A 16,530-nucleotide genomic window follows, 5' to 3' on the forward strand; every position below is an offset into this window, starting at 1 on the left:
GAGAGTTCATACTAAATCTGGTTATTAAAAGACTGATTATTTATTCCCCCTTTTGCATGAGTGCCTGTCCTGATATGTAGCCTATACTCAAAGGATTTAGGTTTTTATCAGAGATAATCGCCACAAACAAAAACATAAATCGTAGGGTGCGTTAGCCAAAGCGTAACGCACCAATTTAATATCGTAGGGTGCGTTAGCCAAAGCGTAACGCACCAATTTAATATCGTAGGGTGCGTTAGCCAAAGCGTAACGCACCAATTTAATATCGTAGGGTGCGTTAGCGCAGCGTAACGCACCAATTTAATAATCAAGTTGGTGCGTGGGGTGCGGATTGTTAATTTAGGTTTTTATCAGAGATAATCGCCACAAACACGCACCCTACCAGATCTATACTCAACCGATTTAGTGTAATAGGTTCCAATCCCAGGGATCTGTGTTACCATGCGGGGTAAATTCAAGCGATCTCCAGACACCTATGAGCAAGGTTCTCGTGTTGAATGCCTCCTACGAACCGCTAAATATTACCAGTTGGCGGCGTGCGATCGTTTTGTTGTTGAAAGGAAAAGCTGAATCCCTAGAACATAACGGAAAAGTGGTTTGTCGTGACTTACCCCTACCTTCTGTTATCCGTCTTAGGCAATACGTCCGTGTTCCCTACAAGGAAATTCCTTTAACCCGTCGTAATATTCTCGAACGAGACCATCACACCTGTCAATACTGTCTCTACCGAGGTGAACAATTAACCATCGATCATGTGATTCCCCGTTCTCGCGGAGGGGGTGATACCTGGGAGAATTTAGTGGCGGCTTGTGTGCGTTGTAATGTGCATAAGGGCAATCGTACACCAAAAGAGGCCAATATGTCCCTGCACGCCCAACCTCGTCGTCCCTACAGCAGTCTCCACTTTGAGCTATTAAAGCACACCAGGGGCAATCACAATCACGAATGGCGTAAATATGTCATCGGTATTTAGGGTGAAAAAGGCATGGTGAAACCAAGACCAAAATTGATTCCCATGCCATTATTATTAGTCTGGGTGCGAGGATTGGCAACTCCCGTGCCTAGATAAACTGAACAACCAGCACAGGGGGAATTGACTCGGTAGCGCACCGCCATGGGATCATTGGGATCGGTGATAGTTACTCCCTGATGGTTTAAATCTTTAATTAGATTGGTGACGGGTTTGAAAAAATCGGCGCTGGGGGGTTGACTTGGTTGCAGTTCTAGGGTTTGTTCTTGGGAAGCAAGAACGATTTCCGAAGCGATAACTAGCAGCACAGAGGTAGTTAAGCCAAATAAACCCAGATTATTTTTGATCTTCATCTTTTTTATCACCGAGAGATTGTTAATTTCTTCTGGTGATAATTCTAGCGTTTCCTCACCGGAAAGGAACCTAATCAGTAAAAAAATTTACTAATTTCTACCATACTTATAATAAGCGGCACAAGCACCTTCACTAGAAACCATACAAGTGCCGATGGGATGTTCGGGAGTACAAGCAGTACCAAATACTTTACATTCCCAGGGTTTTAAAACACCTTTAAGAATTTCGCCACACTGACAAGCTTTGTGATCTTTAACACGCTGATTGGGTAGGGTAAATTTTTTCTCCGCGTCAAAATTACTGTACTCATCTCGCAGTTTTAATCCTCCTTGAGCAATTTCTCCTAAACCTCGCCATTCAAACTGATCCCGCAGTTCAAAAACTTGGTTGATTGCCGATAAAGCGACTCTATTTCCTTGATTTTGTACCACTCGATCGTACTGATTTTCTATCTCACATCTCTGCTCATCTAATTGTTTTAATACCATCCAAATTGATTGGAGAATATCCAAAGGTTCAAACCCAGAAACTACCACAGGTTTATGATATTCTTGGGCAATAACTTGATAGGGTTCTGTGCCAATTACCATGCTAACATGACCAGGACCAACAAAACCGTCTAACTGTAAATCTGGGTTATCTAACAAAGCTTTCAGAGCGGGAATAATCACCACATGATTGGAAAATAAACTAAAATTAGTGATACCATCTCTTTGTGCTTCTAGAACAGTTAAAGCGGTGCTAGGAACGGTTGTTTCAAAACCTAATGCTAAAAATATTACTTCTTTATCGAGATTTTCTCTGGCAATTTTTAAGGCATCGCGAGGAGAATAAACCATGCGAATATCATCACCTTTTGCTCGTGCTTGCAGCAGACTCAAATGGGAACCGGGGACACGCATAGTATCGCCAAAAGTTGTCAGAATTACGTTCGGTTGTTGTGCGAGAAAAATGGCATCATCTAAACGACCTCGCGGCATCACACAAACGGGACATCCAGGACCATGAATTAATTCGATAGTTTCCGGAAGTATTGCCTCGATACCGTATCTAAAAATTGAGTGGGTATGACCTCCACAAACCTCCATAATTTTAGTAACTTTTTCCCGCTTTTCAGAGATTCTTATCGATAATTGTTCAATTTGTTGAATTAATCCCGACGCTTTAACTGGATCACGAAATTCATCAACGTATTTCATAGTTTATCCCCTTTAATTATAATTTTTAGCTGTCGGTCGTCAGTAATAATTGCCGTAATTTACCTTTCTTAAGATAGACAATATAATTAACTTAGTATGTGACTACTTAAGAACATTAATTATGATTAAATTCTGCCTCTAATTCCACTAATTGTGTTAATAAATTTAAGGTTTCTTCCGCCTCATCTTCATCGATTCGATTCATAGCAAACCCCACATGAACTAATACCCAATCCCCTACACAAGTATTAGCAGGATGGTCTTCATCAACAATGCAAGTAATATTTACTTCTCTTTTTACACCCCCCACATCGACGAGAGCGAGATGATGGTTTTCATCAATAATTGCCGTAATTTGTCCCGGTATGCCTAAACACATAGTTTTTACCTTGAAAAATCTAGTTTTTGTTAATTATGCGCTGATTTTTGGACTAGAGGTTGCAGTAATATCAACCGAGAATTAGGTCATACTTCATCCCTCTAAGAAAAGCTATACAGTCAAAGGTTATCCTTTTAACTTAGTCCTACCTGCCATTCTGGACTATTGCCCTCAAGAACAGCTTTTTTTCTCCTATCTTTTTTAAGATTTCCCCCGTCCCGGACCGTGGACGCTATCCCAGCAGGGGTAAAACTTTTGTATTAGGGACTACACCAATGATAAGAAATTATTCAATCAATCGATCGGGTGACATTCTAGGCTATGATTTCCCTGACTATAGTTATTTCTCTACATTAAGGAAAATCTACGATGACAACCTTTCCCATCGATTTGAGCGCCTATAAACCCATCAGTCTCGACCCCAGTAACCCCACCCTCACCGACGACCAAAGAAGCGCCCTAAAAGCCAATATCCAACTCTGTCGCGATGCTATCATCTTTTTTACTGCTACGGGTGCGGCCCGGGGTGTGGGTGGACACACCGGCGGCCCCTACGATACCGTCCCGGAAGTGGTGATTCTCGATGCTCTTTTCCGCAGTCAACCTAGTCAATTTGTACCAATCTTCTTCGATGAAGCAGGACACCGCGTCGGTACTCAATATCTCATGTCTGCGTTAGAAGGTTCTTTACCCCCAGAACAATTAATGCACTACCGCGAGGCTAATTCTAAACTCCCCGGACACCCGGAATTAGGATTAACCCCCGGCGTAAAATTTAGTTCTGGCCGTTTAGGACATATGTGGCCCTACGTTAACGGTGTCGCTTTAGCTAACCCCGGAAAAACCGTTTTTTGTTTAGGTTCCGATGGTTCTCAACAGGAAGGCAATGACGCGGAAGCTGCCCGTTTAGCCGTGGCTCAACACATCAATGTTAAGCTAATTATTGATGATAATGATGTGACGATTGCTGGTAATCCTTCCAAATATTTACCCGGTTATGATGTGGCTAAAACTCTCACCGGCCATGGACTAAAAGTGTTAGTGGGAGATGGGGAAGATATCGATAGTTTGTATCGCAATATCTGTGAAGCAATTAATACTCCTGGCCCGATTGCGATTATTAATAAACGTCCCATGTGTCCCGGAATTGAAGGTTTAGAAGGTTCTAACCACGGTCATGATGTGATTTCTGTCCCCTTGGCTTTGAAATATTTAGAGGCAAAAGGACACAGTGCCGCCGTGGAATATCTCAACAGTATTAAGAAGCCTTCTAATGACTATAAATTCCTCGGTTCTGGGGATAAATGGGGTTCTAACCGCAACGTTTTCGGCGAAGCAGTAGTCAGTCTTTTAGGCAAAATGAGCGAGGAAGAACGCAAGGCTAAGGTATTAGTAGTAGATAGCGATTTAGAAGGTTCCTGCGGTCTGAAAATTATCCACGATAAACATCCCGAAGTGTTTATTCCTTCCGGTATTATGGAACGGGGCAATCTTTCGGCGGCTGCTGGTTTTGGTATGGAAAAAGGTAAACAGGGAATTTTCGCCACCTTTGCCGCTTTTCTAGAAATGTGTATTTCTGAAATCACCATGGCGCGTTTGAATTATTCTAATCTTTTATGTCATTTTTCCCATTCTGGTATCGATGACATGGCGGATAATACCTGTCACTTTGGTTTGAATAATTTCTTTGCCGACAATGGACTAGATGACGGTTACGAAACCCGTCTTTATTTCCCGGCCGATGCGGCACAAATGACCGCTTGTGTCGAGGCAACTTTCCATCAACCCGGTTTACGTTTTATCTTCTCGACTCGTTCTAAAACTCCCAATATTCTTGATACTAACGGTCATAATTTCTTTGGCGATGGTTATAGCTTTGTCCCCGGAAAAGATGAAGTAATTCGGGAAGGCACTGCCGGTTATATCATCAGCTTTGGCGATGGTTTATACCGCGCTTTAGATGCAGTGGAACGCTTAAAACAAGAAGGGATCGACGTGGGTTTAATTAATAAACCGACCCTCAATGTAGTGGATGAAGAAATTATCGCTAAAGTTGGTAATTCTCCCTTTGTTTTAGTGGTAGAAGCATTTAACCGTCGCACGGGTTTAGGTAGCCGTTATGGTTCTTGGTTACTCGAACGCGGTTTAACTCCTAAATACGCCTATATCGGTACTCACCATGAAGGTTGTGGCGGTTTATGGGAACAATTCCCCCACCAAGGTATTGACCCAGTTGGTATCATTAGTAAAGTTAAATCTTTAATCGCTTAGAGAGTATTTTAGGGGGAAATTAATCAGTCATCAGTTATCAGTAATCAGTCATCAGAACGTAGGTTGGGTTGAAGCATGAAACCCAACGCCCGATTATGTTACGCTACCGCTAACCCATCCTACAAATAATTGTGCCTCCCTACTTAGGTTTTAGATTCGGCCCTTGTAAACAGTCATCAGTAATCAGTCATCAGTGAACATCTTTAATAATTAAGATTTTAGCTTGGTTGAGAATCCGAGCATTTGTACTAAAATTTCCCAGACGCAGTTTAAATCCCTGACAGCTTATAAACTTTAGCGGCTTAAATCGCACCATTGAGGGGAAATCCCCCTGAACTAGGTACGGTAAGCCCCTAGGAGCCGACAAACCGGTCAATCTAGAATAATCTCTAGGGTATAAAAGTAATCTCTTATAGAAAATGCAGCCAACCAATCCACAACAATTTACAGAAAAAGCTTGGGAGGCAATCGTCAAAACGCCGGACATTGCCAAACAAAACAGCCAGCAACAAATCGAAAGCGAACATCTAATGAAAGCCCTTCTTGAACAGGAGGGATTAGCGGGCAGTGTCTTTAGTAAAGCTAATATTAGTTTAGCCCGTTTGCGGGATCGAACCGATGACTTTATCCGTCGTCAACCGAAAATATCTAACCCCGGCGACTCGATTTATTTAGGTCGTAGTTTAGATAGTTTACTCGATCGAGCGGAAAATTATCGTCGAGAATTTGGAGATGACTTTATCTCGATCGAGCATTTGATTTTAGGTTATGCTAAAGATGATCGCTTCGGTAAAAATATTTTTCAAGAATTCGGACTTACCGAAAGCAAACTCAAGGAAATTATTCAACAAGTCAGAGGTAGTCAAAAAGTGACCGATCAGAATCCAGAAGGCAAATACGAGGCCCTAGAAAAATACGGACGGGATCTGACCCAATTGGCACGGGAAGGTAAATTAGACCCCGTAATTGGACGGGATGACGAAATCCGTCGCACCATTCAGATTCTCTCGCGTCGGACTAAAAATAATCCGGTTTTAATCGGGGAACCGGGAGTAGGAAAAACGGCCATTGTCGAAGGATTAGCCCAGCGGATTATTAACCGTGATGTGCCAGAATCTCTGTTAGATCGGACTCTTATTTCTCTCGATTTGGGTGGCTTAATTGCGGGAGCAAAATATCGCGGAGAGTTTGAGGAAAGATTAAAAGCTGTCCTCAAGGAAGTCACCGATTCCCAAGGCAATATCATCATGTTTATTGACGAAATTCACACCGTTGTCGGTGCGGGAGCCACTCAAGGGGCAATGGATGCGGGCAATTTATTAAAACCAATGTTAGCCCGGGGTGAATTGCGTTGTATCGGAGCCACTACCCTCGATGAATACCGCAAATATATCGAAAAAGATGCGGCGTTAGAAAGACGCTTCCAAGAGGTTTTAGTAGATGAACCAAATGTGGTCGATACTATTTCGATTCTTCGCGGTCTTAAAGAACGTTATGAGGTGCATCATGGGGTGAAAATTGCCGATAATGCTTTAGTGGCAGCGGCACTGCTTTCTAATCGTTATATTAGCGATCGCTTTTTGCCCGATAAGGCCATTGATTTAGTTGATGAAGCGGCAGCCAAATTGAAAATGGAAATCACCTCTAAACCGGAAGAACTCGATGAAATTGATCGCAAAATTCTCCAGCTAGAAATGGAAAGACTTTCCCTACAACGGGAATACGATCCAGCTTCGCGAGAACGGTTAGAAAAGTTAGAAAAAGAACTGGCTAACCTCAAGGAAGAACAATCGGGATTAAATGCCCAATGGCAAGGAGAAAAAGAGATTATCGATAAAGTTCGTGGGGTTAAAGAAGCGATCGAACAAGTTAATCTAGAAATCCAACAGGCCGAACGAGATTATGATTATAATCGCGCCGCCGAATTAAAGTTCGGAAAATTAACCGATCTGCAGCGGCAAATGTCCGCCCTAGAAACCCAATTGGCTGACAAACAAACTACCGGTAAAAGTTTATTAAGGGAAGAAGTTCTCGAATCGGATATCGCCGAAATTATCTCGAAATGGACGGGAATTCCTCTCAATAAATTAATCGAATCGGAAAAAGAAAAACTCCTCAATCTGGAAGACGAATTACACGAAAGTGTCATCGGTCAAGAAGAAGCGGTCACAGCCGTAGCCGAAGCGATTCAACGTTCCCGCGCTGGTTTATCAGATCCCAACCGTCCCACGGCCAGCTTTATTTTCCTCGGTCCGACGGGTGTTGGTAAGACAGAATTGGCGAAAGCTTTAGCACGCAATCTCTTTGACACGGAAGAGGCTCTAGTTCGCATCGATATGTCGGAATACATGGAAAAACACAGCGTTTCCCGTCTCATGGGTGCGCCTCCGGGATACGTCGGCTACGATGAAGGAGGCCAATTAACCGAGGCAATCCGGCGTCGTCCCTACTCTGTCATCCTCTTTGATGAGATTGAAAAAGCCCATCCCGACGTTTTTAACGTTATGTTACAAATCCTTGACGATGGGCGCTTAACCGACTCTCAAGGTCATCTGGTTGATTTCAAAAATACCATCATTATTATGACCAGTAATATCGGTTCTCAATACATTTTAGACGTGGCTGGTGATGAGTCTCGTTACGAGGAAATGCAGGCCCGGGTGATGGAAGCAATGCGGAATAGTTTCCGTCCCGAATTCCTTAATCGTATCGATGAAACGATCATTTTCCATAGTTTACAAAAAGCACAACTGCGATCGATTGTCAAACTACAGATAGCCAATCTCAGCGATCGCTTGATGGAACAAAAATTAGCCCTGAAACTTGCCGATATTGCCCTCGATTATCTGGCAGAAATTGGTTACGATCCAGTGTACGGTGCGCGACCCTTAAAACGGGCAGTACAAAGATATGTGGAAACTCCGATCGCTAAGGCAATTCTCCGCGGCGAATTCAAAGGGGGAGACACGATTTTTGTCGATGTGGCCGATGAAAGATTGACCTTTAAACGGTTAGCTTCCCAAGTAGTAACTGCTTAATTAAGTAGGGTCTGCTGAATAAGTCCCCAGAGGTAATCTAGAAGCGACGAAACTAGCATTTTGCCGGTTTCGTCGCTTAGTTTCTTAATTTTATCTGGTGATCTCGCGTAGCGAGCGCTTTGCGTTCGCCGAGGAAAGTGCAAGGGTTTTGAGTCCCTCGGATCGATTTCTCAAAGTTTATTTCTGGGACTTTTTTTCTAAAAAAGTGCCAAAACTCTTTTCTAGTAAAGCTTCCACCGATATTCAGCAAACCCTAATTAGGGTTTGCGGCAAAAAGTTATTGAAAAGTACAGGTCTCTTAATCAATGATTTTACTTAGCTACAAGCATAAGCTTTAGTTGTTGATTAATCTTTAAGTTATAACTTATCGTAATCATTGACCGAGAAAAAGTGCTGTTTTTCCATTTCAGACATAAAAAAGCCCAAAAAACCTGCCTCAACAGGTTAGAAAGATGATTCTTCGTTACTTGGTATGGTTCGATCGGGTGGCACAAATCGACTAAATCCTTATCTGGCAAGAGACTTAATTGATTAGTTCGCTCTAGCTCAAAAACAATTGACAAAAATCGCTAAATGCCTTTCTATATAAGAGTTCCATCCCTTATAAACCCCGTCCATTGCATAACACAAACTGAAGAGCCGAATTTATTTCGTCAGATCGGAGAGAAACAGGAAAGGATTGAAATTTTGGACTGGTATCATTTAATCGAAAACCTTCAAGGGAAAACTGCTATATCTAAGCAATGTACTGTTCTGATAGCCTTGGCATGATTCAGAGCTAAACCCACAGGTCAAAAATTAAATCATAAAATCCTGCTTGTTTGGCTGGAAAATCACCCCTTTCTATCCTAGCAATAATTGATGGTAAAGCTGCGATGAAAGCAGGGCTTCTCTCTTTCGGGTGTAGACTCCAAGCCCTAGGGTTGGTGAGGTTAATCCTCAGATAATCCGTCTGTTTGAGCTTCTCAGAAATCATAATTTCCCAGGAATCTAATTTTCCCTTTCCAGTCCAGATATTTAGGGCTGTTTTCATACCTTCTGGCCAATTGTTTACAAACTGCTGCCGATATTTATTATACCAGATGATAGGCAGGGGTAATAACTCATCAAACCGGTTACATTTGAGCAAATATAGGCGACTTCCAAAATGTTTAAATTCATAAAAACCTTGAGGATTTAGTTTGCCCATATCTGATTCACAAAACTTACCATCAGAGGTGGGCGGTCCTGTCATAGGACGGACAAACATAATCCGAGGATTTGCTTCCATCAGATCAATTCCTTCAGCAATCCATCTGTAGCCTGGCTCTTGGTACATCATCATATCGCTATCAAAATGAACCAGATAGTCACTCTGACATTCTTCTATCTTAAAAATCGAGCCAAGGATCGGATAGCCTTTATAGTTATGAGTAGGTTTTATGGCACTGCCGAAATGTTTTAGATATAATCGTTCTTGATACTTGGCATCGTAATTAAAATCTACAATCCGGTCAACCACCCCCTTGTGCAGCAAAGTTTGCGCACATTGGCGTAAATCTTCCATCGTACCAATACCAGGACGATCAACTTTTTCCCCACTTAAAGCAGCCGTGTCTATGGCTAACACTTTTTCTTGAAAGGGAAAATTACACATCTTAACTATATGGGGGATAGTAAGCATCATAAATGGTAAGTCGGTCCGCGCTACAAAAAACCAAAGCGAACAAGTGGGAGATGCCATTAATCTTGCCTCTAACCATTTAGATATGGGACGGGGCTTATTATAACATCTTCACAGCTTTTTTTACCCCTTTTGGCAGTTTAAACCCCACCCCAGTTCCTAGTCTTATAGAGTTAGTTGACAAGACTGGGGTTTGTGAGGTAATTTTTTAGAAGATGCCCAACTCGGACGATTTATATCTAAGTATTTTATGACTTTCCCCTTTGTCTCGATTATTATTCCTGTTTTTAATGATGTAGAGCACCTGAAAACTTGCCTAGAAGCTCTTGAGCGGCAAATATATCCTACGGACGATTGGGAGATCGTTGTTGTCGATAACGGGCCCGATGATAGCATTAAAGATTGCGTGGCTCGATTTCCTCGATCCTCTTATCTGGTAGAAACCATCCCCACGCAATTTGCTGCCCGTAACACGGGGATTAGGGAGTGCCGGGGTGAAATCATTGCTTTTACTGATGCTGACTGCCTTCCCGATGCCCACTGGCTGAGAGAGGGGGTAGAGGAGTTGGTCAATACTCCTAATTGTGGTTTGGTTGCAGGTCATATTGAGGTTTTTCCCGAAATCGAAGGCAAGGCCAATGCGGTTGAGCTTTTTGAGATGATCACAGCTTTACCCCAAGAAGAATTAGTTACGAAGATGAAATTTGGCGCAACTGCTAATATTTTTACTTTTAAACAGATTTTTGAAACCGTAGGATTTTTCAATCTCTCTCTTCCCTCGGGGGGAGATTTAGAATGGGGACGGCGAGTCAGTAGAGCAGGTTATCAAGTAGTTTATGCGCCAAAAGCCCTAGTCAAACATCCTGCTCGCAAAACTTGGCCTTCCTTAAGGTCTAGAACCATAAGGGTCATGGGGGGATTGCATCAGATCAATTTAATCAGTTACCCCCATCGGTCTAATTTAAACCGTTTCCGGGGCTTAATCCGTGATATTTGGCGAGATTGGCCTAACCTGAACGATCTTCTGGCTATCTACAAAGATGCCAGAATTCCCAACCAAAGCGATCGGATCAAGGTGGCCTTGGTTACTTTAGCGGTAAAGTGGACGAGGATTTCTGAGAAAGTTAGGCTGTTTTTAGGGGGAGGATTAAAGACGGACTACAATAGAGATTTACAAGCCGTGGGTATTAAGTCAGAAAATATTTGATGTATAGGGGTTTTTCCTCGCCTGAACTAAAGTTCTTATATCCCCTCCTGCCGACCGACTCAAACTTAAGACCCTGTAGCTCATTGACAGGAAACGTTCTATATAGGTAGCGGCACAGGAATTGTTTAAGTCTTATTTAGGGTTGCTAGATGTGATAACTTTTGTTTAATTTTAATCAGGATAGTTTTAATTTTACTCTTGAATAGATTAAAATTTTTGGTAGATATTTGAGATCGGGTGATGAAATTTTCTTCTATCTTAATCCTCAACAACTTAGCTTGATCTTCAGAGATTTTATCTTTTAGGTAACTTAGCATATTTCCTGTGGCATCATCTTGAAAATCTGGAGAAAAAATGTTAGTGTTTCCCTGGACTCGACTGACGAAAATGATCCCCTTAATATAGGCAGTTGCTAGGGTTGCTAAATCTAAATCAGATGGCACAAAGTATTGCAAGATATCTTGGAGAGTCTCCTTACTTTCTGCCGCCGCTAAAGCGACACCATAGTAAAAAAAGACTGCTCGATTACGGATCTGATTGTAGTAAGAAATATCAATGGGGGGATGGACGTTTTCTAGCTGAATCAGGCGCGGATCTTCCCTGGTTAAGCAATCCAAAACCTGTAATATCCCTTTTAAGACCCTGAGTCCTTGCCGACTATGAGAGCTACAATTCTGACGGTATTGAGCTAAAAAATCAGGAATATGCAGCAATTTCTGACGGGATCTGGCGAAGCGAATCCAGATATCCCAGTCTTCACCCCCCGCAGTACCATCGAAATTGAACCAGCCTACTTTTTGCAGAGACTGCGAGCGGATCATGATACCTGCAATCCCCCCCCAAGTATTGTGTTCCAGAATATTGGGCCAGCTAGGAACTTCACTTTGGTCGAGGTGGCCTAATATAGTCTGGCCATCTTCTGCCACCATCCAAACGTTAGAGGCCACAGCGGCTGCTTCAGGGTTTTTGCTTAAGCTTTCTACACACTTGGCCATCATTGACGGGGCGAGCAGATCATCGGCATCTAAAGTGATTAGAAATTCGCCCCTGATCAAAGCGCTGCCGTTTTTCCTGGCCGCTACTTGCCCCTGTTGTTCTTGATATAAATACTTAATCCGCTGGGGATATTTCTGGGTATATTCTTGGACTACCTGATGGGTGTTATCGGTGGAGCCATCATTGATAATAATTATCTCATGGTTTTGATAAGATTGTCTCAAAACAGATTCCACTGCTTGAGCAAGTAGGTGTCCATGCTGATAACAGGGAATTAATACGGAAACTTTGCCAAGCTCAAACAGGGAATCGTTCTCTAGCATATCTGGCACTTATAGGGGTTTAATATCGGGTTTGCCTAATAAACCTTTGAGTTTTTTGCTTAGCTTACTTTTCCAAGTGCGGAAAGTTGTTGTCAGGTGATCGCGGATCACATATTGCCAGCGCCAGGGCCAAGATAAATTCTTCAGCCTGTACTTAAGAAACAGATCGCGATTGGGCATATTTGGCCCGTGACCAAAGCCTGCCCAGTGGGTATATAGTATTCTTTTCCCATTTACCTTGTGAGTATTATCGGCAAACTCTATCTTGAATTTTGCCCACTCGGAGCCCAGATCTGGGATAGCCTCAGTAATGGCTTGGGTTTTCAGCCCCTTAATATCCACACAGTAGTTGACAAAGGGCTGGACAATACAATGGTCGGCAAAATGCTGTCTGATTGTGGCTGCTTGTTCAGCCAACTCTTGAATATCATCTAGGCTAAAAGCCCCCCGGGAAGAGATAAAAGAGCCTGCGTTGAAACCATTTGCCCTATACTCTCGGATCATTTTATCTCTAAACTCCCCCTCTTTATAGACCTGATCGAATATACCCCCATAGTAGTACATAAATTCTAATTCAGAGTTGCTATAGGTTCGGAACAGCTCTTGTAAGCTATCTAGAACAATAATGTCAGAATCTAGAAAGATAAAATGCTCTAGGGGTCCCCAGAAGATGGAAAAAATACGAAATCTGTGATTATGTATATCGTCGATACCCCTTACTTTTGCTCCCACTCCATCTAATAGCTCCAAGTTTATATCGCGATAAAAATTGAAATTGTATTTCTGAGAAATTTTACTGAGTTGGGATATATTATCATTAAAAGGTATAATATATAGAGGGCATTCAGGCTCATAAGTCCTGAGACTTTCTAAGAAAGGAATCATCCATTCCAAAACCTGATCATTAGCTAAACAATATATACCTACTTGTCCAAGCGTCTTCATGGGTTAAGATTTATCAACGAGTTTCCGCTATTCTACTCAGGGAAACCTTTCTTGTCAATGTCAGGGGAAAGGAAAATCCTCAACGCTTACGGTCAAGTAAATTGTGGCCAAGGCTACAAGTCCGTCAAGATACAACGATTTCACTGCCAAGGGTAAAGTTAGTATTTTGTTCGTCCCCTGTTCCCTCCTTTCAAGCCTATCCCTTATAAGTATCTTTCTTAACAATTTTTTCAGTAAGCACTCCAACCCTTATCCTGACTTGATTTCAGTTTTTTCTTTGTCAGTAAGGGTGTCAACCAGGAATATTGCAAATTGTTAACCGAGTCTTGAAAGCCTTATGCTACAAAGGTTTGAAATGTTAAGAAAGATGTGACTAAAGGACAGTTCAAGCCACGAGGACTCTAAGAACAGGCAATATCTCAACCTAATTCGTTGCTAGGTCTTGCCGGAGCCGGTCTCTAAATCGGTTAACTGTGATATAAATATTTTTAGATGCGAGCAGTAGAAACTTATGAGCAACGGAATCTGTACTTTGGCTAACGATCGGGTTTACGATCAGCTAGTGGCTTTGCTGAATAGCATTGAGGCGAATGGGGGAAAAGACTTACCAGTTTGTGTCTACCCCTACGATGACCAAACCGAGGAAATTGCCAAGTTAATCGCTCAACGCCCCCAAGTTGAACTGTATCGCCAGCGGGAGTCGATGGAGAGGTGGGATAATTTTGCCAAGGCAGCCTGGGATTCCCATCCTACAGCCCGCATCAGGTGGCAGCAAGCGGGAAGCAATGGCTATCATCGTTTTGGTACCCATCGTCGCTACTGTGCCTTTGACGGCCCCTTTGACCGATTTGTCTATATGGACGCGGATACCTTACTTTTGTCTCCCATAGACTATTTCTGGGAAAAGCTAGACGATTATGATTGTGTTGTCTACGATTATCAGTATAAAGATCCCTCCCACGTCTATGAAGTTAGTTCGCCAAAGTTACTGAAAATATTCTCCGAAGAACGGATCAAAAAAGAGATTTTCTGTTCAGGAATCTATGCTTCTAAAAAAAACTTATTTGAGGAAGAAAAGAGAAATTGGATTCTGGAACAATTGCGTTCAGGAGAGTCAGAGGTTATCTATCCCATGGCCCCAGATCAGACCCTTCTCAACTATATGATGATGAGAACAGGTACTTCTATATACAATTATGCTTTAAATACTCCTCCAGAAAAGAGAGTAGGTAACTGCGTTACAGATCCCAAATTTGTCGAAAAAGATAATTTACTGTATGACAAAGGATATAGGTTAATTTATCTTCATTATATTGGGATTTCCAGCAGTTTATTTACTAGATGTTGCCAGGGAGAAAATATAGATTTTCCCTATCGCAGTTTATTTTTATATTATCGCTATCTCTACGAACCTGAAAATTATCCTCAATTTAAATCCAGTCCTGTGTGGTACAATCAACCTAAAAGTTTAGGGAAAAGAATGAAGGAAAAATTAAAGAAAATAGTCAGTAGAGTTTTTTCTGGATAATAATTAAGTCGTTAACTCATTCAGGTAATGCCGTACCAGCTAAATCTACTTAACTGGCTCTCTAATTTCGTGGTATCCTAAATACCAATGGTTCTCTTGGGTTCTGCTGGCAAATCGTTCTATATGATACCTATTAGCCGCAACCATGAATGCTCCTAAATCAGGACGAAAACCGGGAAGGTAGGGACAGAAGCTATTTTGTCGAGTAGAGGATAAACAAGAGAGCCAAGCAATTGTTAAAACAAGTATTTCGTATATTGGTGGTTAAAAAATGCTGAAAAAAACTATTGGAGTCTATATGCCCTATTTTATGGGAGGAGGTGCTGAAGCTGTGGCTCTCTGGATACTAGAAGCTTTAAAAGAAAAATATGACTTAACTCTTTTCACCTTTTACTATCCAGACTGGGAAAAGCTAAATAAGTTGTATGAAACATCCCTCAGTCCCAAAGAAGTTAAAGTTGTTTCTGTATTACCAAAAAGTTGGCAAGGCATCTCAGAGTTTCTCATCAGTAATAATCCTCATTTTCGGCAGATATCCATTCATTTAAGCCTGCGTTATTTAAAAGAAAGAGCCAAAAATTATTCCTTGGTGCTATCAGCTTGTAATGCGGCCGATCTAGGCGTACCAGGAATCCAATATATCCATTGGGTTAAAGTCCTTGAAGGTGGTAAAATACACCAGAATATGCCCTACCTAAATATCTCCAATTTTTCTGTAGATAACCTCAAAAAGAATCTATCTATTTCTAACTCTTTTGATGTAGCCAAAGCAGTCAAAGAAGTTTACGGTCTTGATAGTACCGTTATCTATCCTCCAGTGGTCATTCCTGTTAAGGATATTGCTCGGGAGCAAAAAGAGAATGCTTTTGTAATTAGCGGTAGGTTAACAGTAGATAAAAGTCCAGATTTCGGCATTAAAGTCTTAAAAGCAGTGCGGGAGAGAGGATTTTCCATCAAACTCCATATAACTGGGGGTGCTGGGGGAGCTTTTAATAAAAAGTATCAACACTATATTGAACAATTGGTAGCTGAAAATTCCGACTGGATTCAACTGTATAAGGATCTTCCCTATGCAAATTATTGTAATATACTGTACAAATGTAGGTATGGTATCCATCCCAAGAAAGACCAGTTTGGTATCTCCGTAGCCGAAATGGTGAGAGCAGATATCATTCCCTTTGTACAGAAAATAGGAGGTCAAACCGAAATCGTCGGTAAGCACAATACAGAATTGCAATTTAACACTATGGAAGAAGCAGTAGAAAAGATTATTGCAGTAATTAGTAATGAAAAGAAACAGGAAGAGCTTTTAATGTCCCTCTCCCATCAAAAGTCTCTTTTTTCATCAGAGAAATTTCAAAGGGAAATCAGTCAATTTGTGGATAATTATTTCTCTGACAACGTTTCCGAAACCTAGGCAAGAGATTCTAACGCTTGCACATACTATGTGACTACATCATCCCAAGTCCACAGGCGGGGAGCATTAATACTTGTTGCACAAGTATTAATGCTTATAGCTGTCAAAAACTATAAAACCTTAAACTTTAAACCCCAACTAAGTTGAGACCCGTAGTTTTTCTTCCTCTATTTTAAGATGAGTTTTACTCCATAAGTGATCGGCCAAAACGAGAGGCGCGCTATATTGATCACTATTCTA

Annotated in this window: 13 protein-coding genes; 6 read left to right on the top strand and 7 right to left on the bottom strand. The window is 41.7% G+C overall.

Features of this window, described 5'->3' with window-relative positions; translation table 11 throughout:
* Positions 1 to 96 precede the first annotated feature (96 nt).
* On the bottom strand, positions 97 to 258 hold the full coding sequence (locus IM515_RS10555) for a hypothetical protein (RefSeq protein ID WP_287697986.1): 162 nt from the start codon (positions 256 to 258) through the stop codon (positions 97 to 99).
* 217 nt (positions 259 to 475) lie between these two features.
* On the opposite strand from IM515_RS10555, the gene IM515_RS10560 reads away from it, so the two are divergent.
* Entirely contained in the window at positions 476 to 973 is a 498-nt protein-coding gene (locus IM515_RS10560; RefSeq protein WP_002759301.1) for an HNH endonuclease, read from the top strand.
* On the opposite strand, the gene IM515_RS10565 is transcribed toward IM515_RS10560, so the two are convergent.
* The 3 genes from IM515_RS10565 to IM515_RS10575 form a co-directional block, all read right to left on the bottom strand.
* Positions 970 to 1,323: a hypothetical protein gene (locus IM515_RS10565; RefSeq protein WP_287627176.1), complete on the bottom strand. Its 354-nt coding sequence runs from the start codon at positions 1,321 to 1,323 to the stop codon at positions 970 to 972. The genes IM515_RS10560 and IM515_RS10565 overlap by 4 nt on opposite strands.
* Positions 1,324 to 1,413: 90 nt before the next feature.
* Positions 1,414 to 2,523 (bottom strand): hydrogenase formation protein HypD, encoded by a 1,110-nt coding sequence (hypD, locus tag IM515_RS10570; protein ID WP_287627177.1) that lies wholly within the window; start codon positions 2,521 to 2,523, stop codon positions 1,414 to 1,416.
* A gap of 115 nt (positions 2,524 to 2,638) precedes the next feature.
* Positions 2,639 to 2,902: a HypC/HybG/HupF family hydrogenase formation chaperone gene (locus IM515_RS10575; protein ID WP_287627178.1), complete on the bottom strand. Its 264-nt coding sequence runs from the start codon at positions 2,900 to 2,902 to the stop codon at positions 2,639 to 2,641.
* Positions 2,903 to 3,271: 369 nt separating this feature from the next.
* Between IM515_RS10575 and IM515_RS10580 the strand changes: the two genes are divergently transcribed.
* Together IM515_RS10580 and clpB are read left to right on the top strand one after the other, a co-directional pair.
* Positions 3,272 to 5,173: a thiamine pyrophosphate-binding protein gene (locus IM515_RS10580; protein ID WP_193959084.1), complete on the top strand. Its 1,902-nt coding sequence runs from the start codon at positions 3,272 to 3,274 to the stop codon at positions 5,171 to 5,173.
* Positions 5,174 to 5,592: 419 nt separating this feature from the next.
* Positions 5,593 to 8,211, top strand: coding sequence for an ATP-dependent chaperone ClpB (clpB, locus tag IM515_RS10585; RefSeq protein WP_287627179.1), 2,619 nt, complete (start codon positions 5,593 to 5,595; stop codon positions 8,209 to 8,211).
* Between the two features lie 778 nt (positions 8,212 to 8,989).
* Here clpB and IM515_RS10590 read toward each other — a convergent pair.
* Entirely contained in the window at positions 8,990 to 9,934 is a 945-nt protein-coding gene (locus IM515_RS10590; protein ID WP_287627181.1) for a hypothetical protein, read from the bottom strand.
* 190 nt (positions 9,935 to 10,124) lie between these two features.
* Between IM515_RS10590 and IM515_RS10595 the strand changes: the two genes are divergently transcribed.
* Positions 10,125 to 11,081 carry a glycosyltransferase family 2 protein gene (locus tag IM515_RS10595; RefSeq protein ID WP_287627182.1) on the top strand — a complete coding sequence of 319 codons (957 nt, stop codon included), beginning with the start codon at positions 10,125 to 10,127 and terminating at the stop codon, positions 11,079 to 11,081.
* 125 nt (positions 11,082 to 11,206) lie between these two features.
* On the opposite strand, the gene IM515_RS10600 is transcribed toward IM515_RS10595, so the two are convergent.
* Both IM515_RS10600 and IM515_RS10605 read right to left on the bottom strand, forming a co-directional pair.
* Positions 11,207 to 12,400 (bottom strand): glycosyltransferase family 2 protein, encoded by a 1,194-nt coding sequence (locus tag IM515_RS10600; protein ID WP_287627183.1) that lies wholly within the window; start codon positions 12,398 to 12,400, stop codon positions 11,207 to 11,209.
* A gap of 9 nt (positions 12,401 to 12,409) precedes the next feature.
* Positions 12,410 to 13,285 (bottom strand): glycosyltransferase, encoded by an 876-nt coding sequence (locus IM515_RS10605; protein WP_287695742.1) that lies wholly within the window; start codon positions 13,283 to 13,285, stop codon positions 12,410 to 12,412.
* A 571-nt stretch (positions 13,286 to 13,856) separates the two neighbouring features.
* Here IM515_RS10605 and IM515_RS10610 point away from each other — a divergent pair.
* Positions 13,857 to 14,873, top strand: coding sequence for an Npun_R2821/Npun_R2822 family protein (locus tag IM515_RS10610; protein ID WP_287627185.1), 1,017 nt, complete (start codon positions 13,857 to 13,859; stop codon positions 14,871 to 14,873).
* Between the two features lie 271 nt (positions 14,874 to 15,144).
* Positions 15,145 to 16,290, top strand: coding sequence for a glycosyltransferase (locus tag IM515_RS10615; RefSeq protein WP_287627186.1), 1,146 nt, complete (start codon positions 15,145 to 15,147; stop codon positions 16,288 to 16,290).
* Positions 16,291 to 16,530: the final 240 nt, after the last annotated feature.

The organism is Microcystis sp. M44BS1, assembly GCF_020244875.1.
Taxonomy (GTDB): Bacteria; Cyanobacteriota; Cyanobacteriia; order Cyanobacteriales; family Microcystaceae; genus Microcystis; species Microcystis panniformis.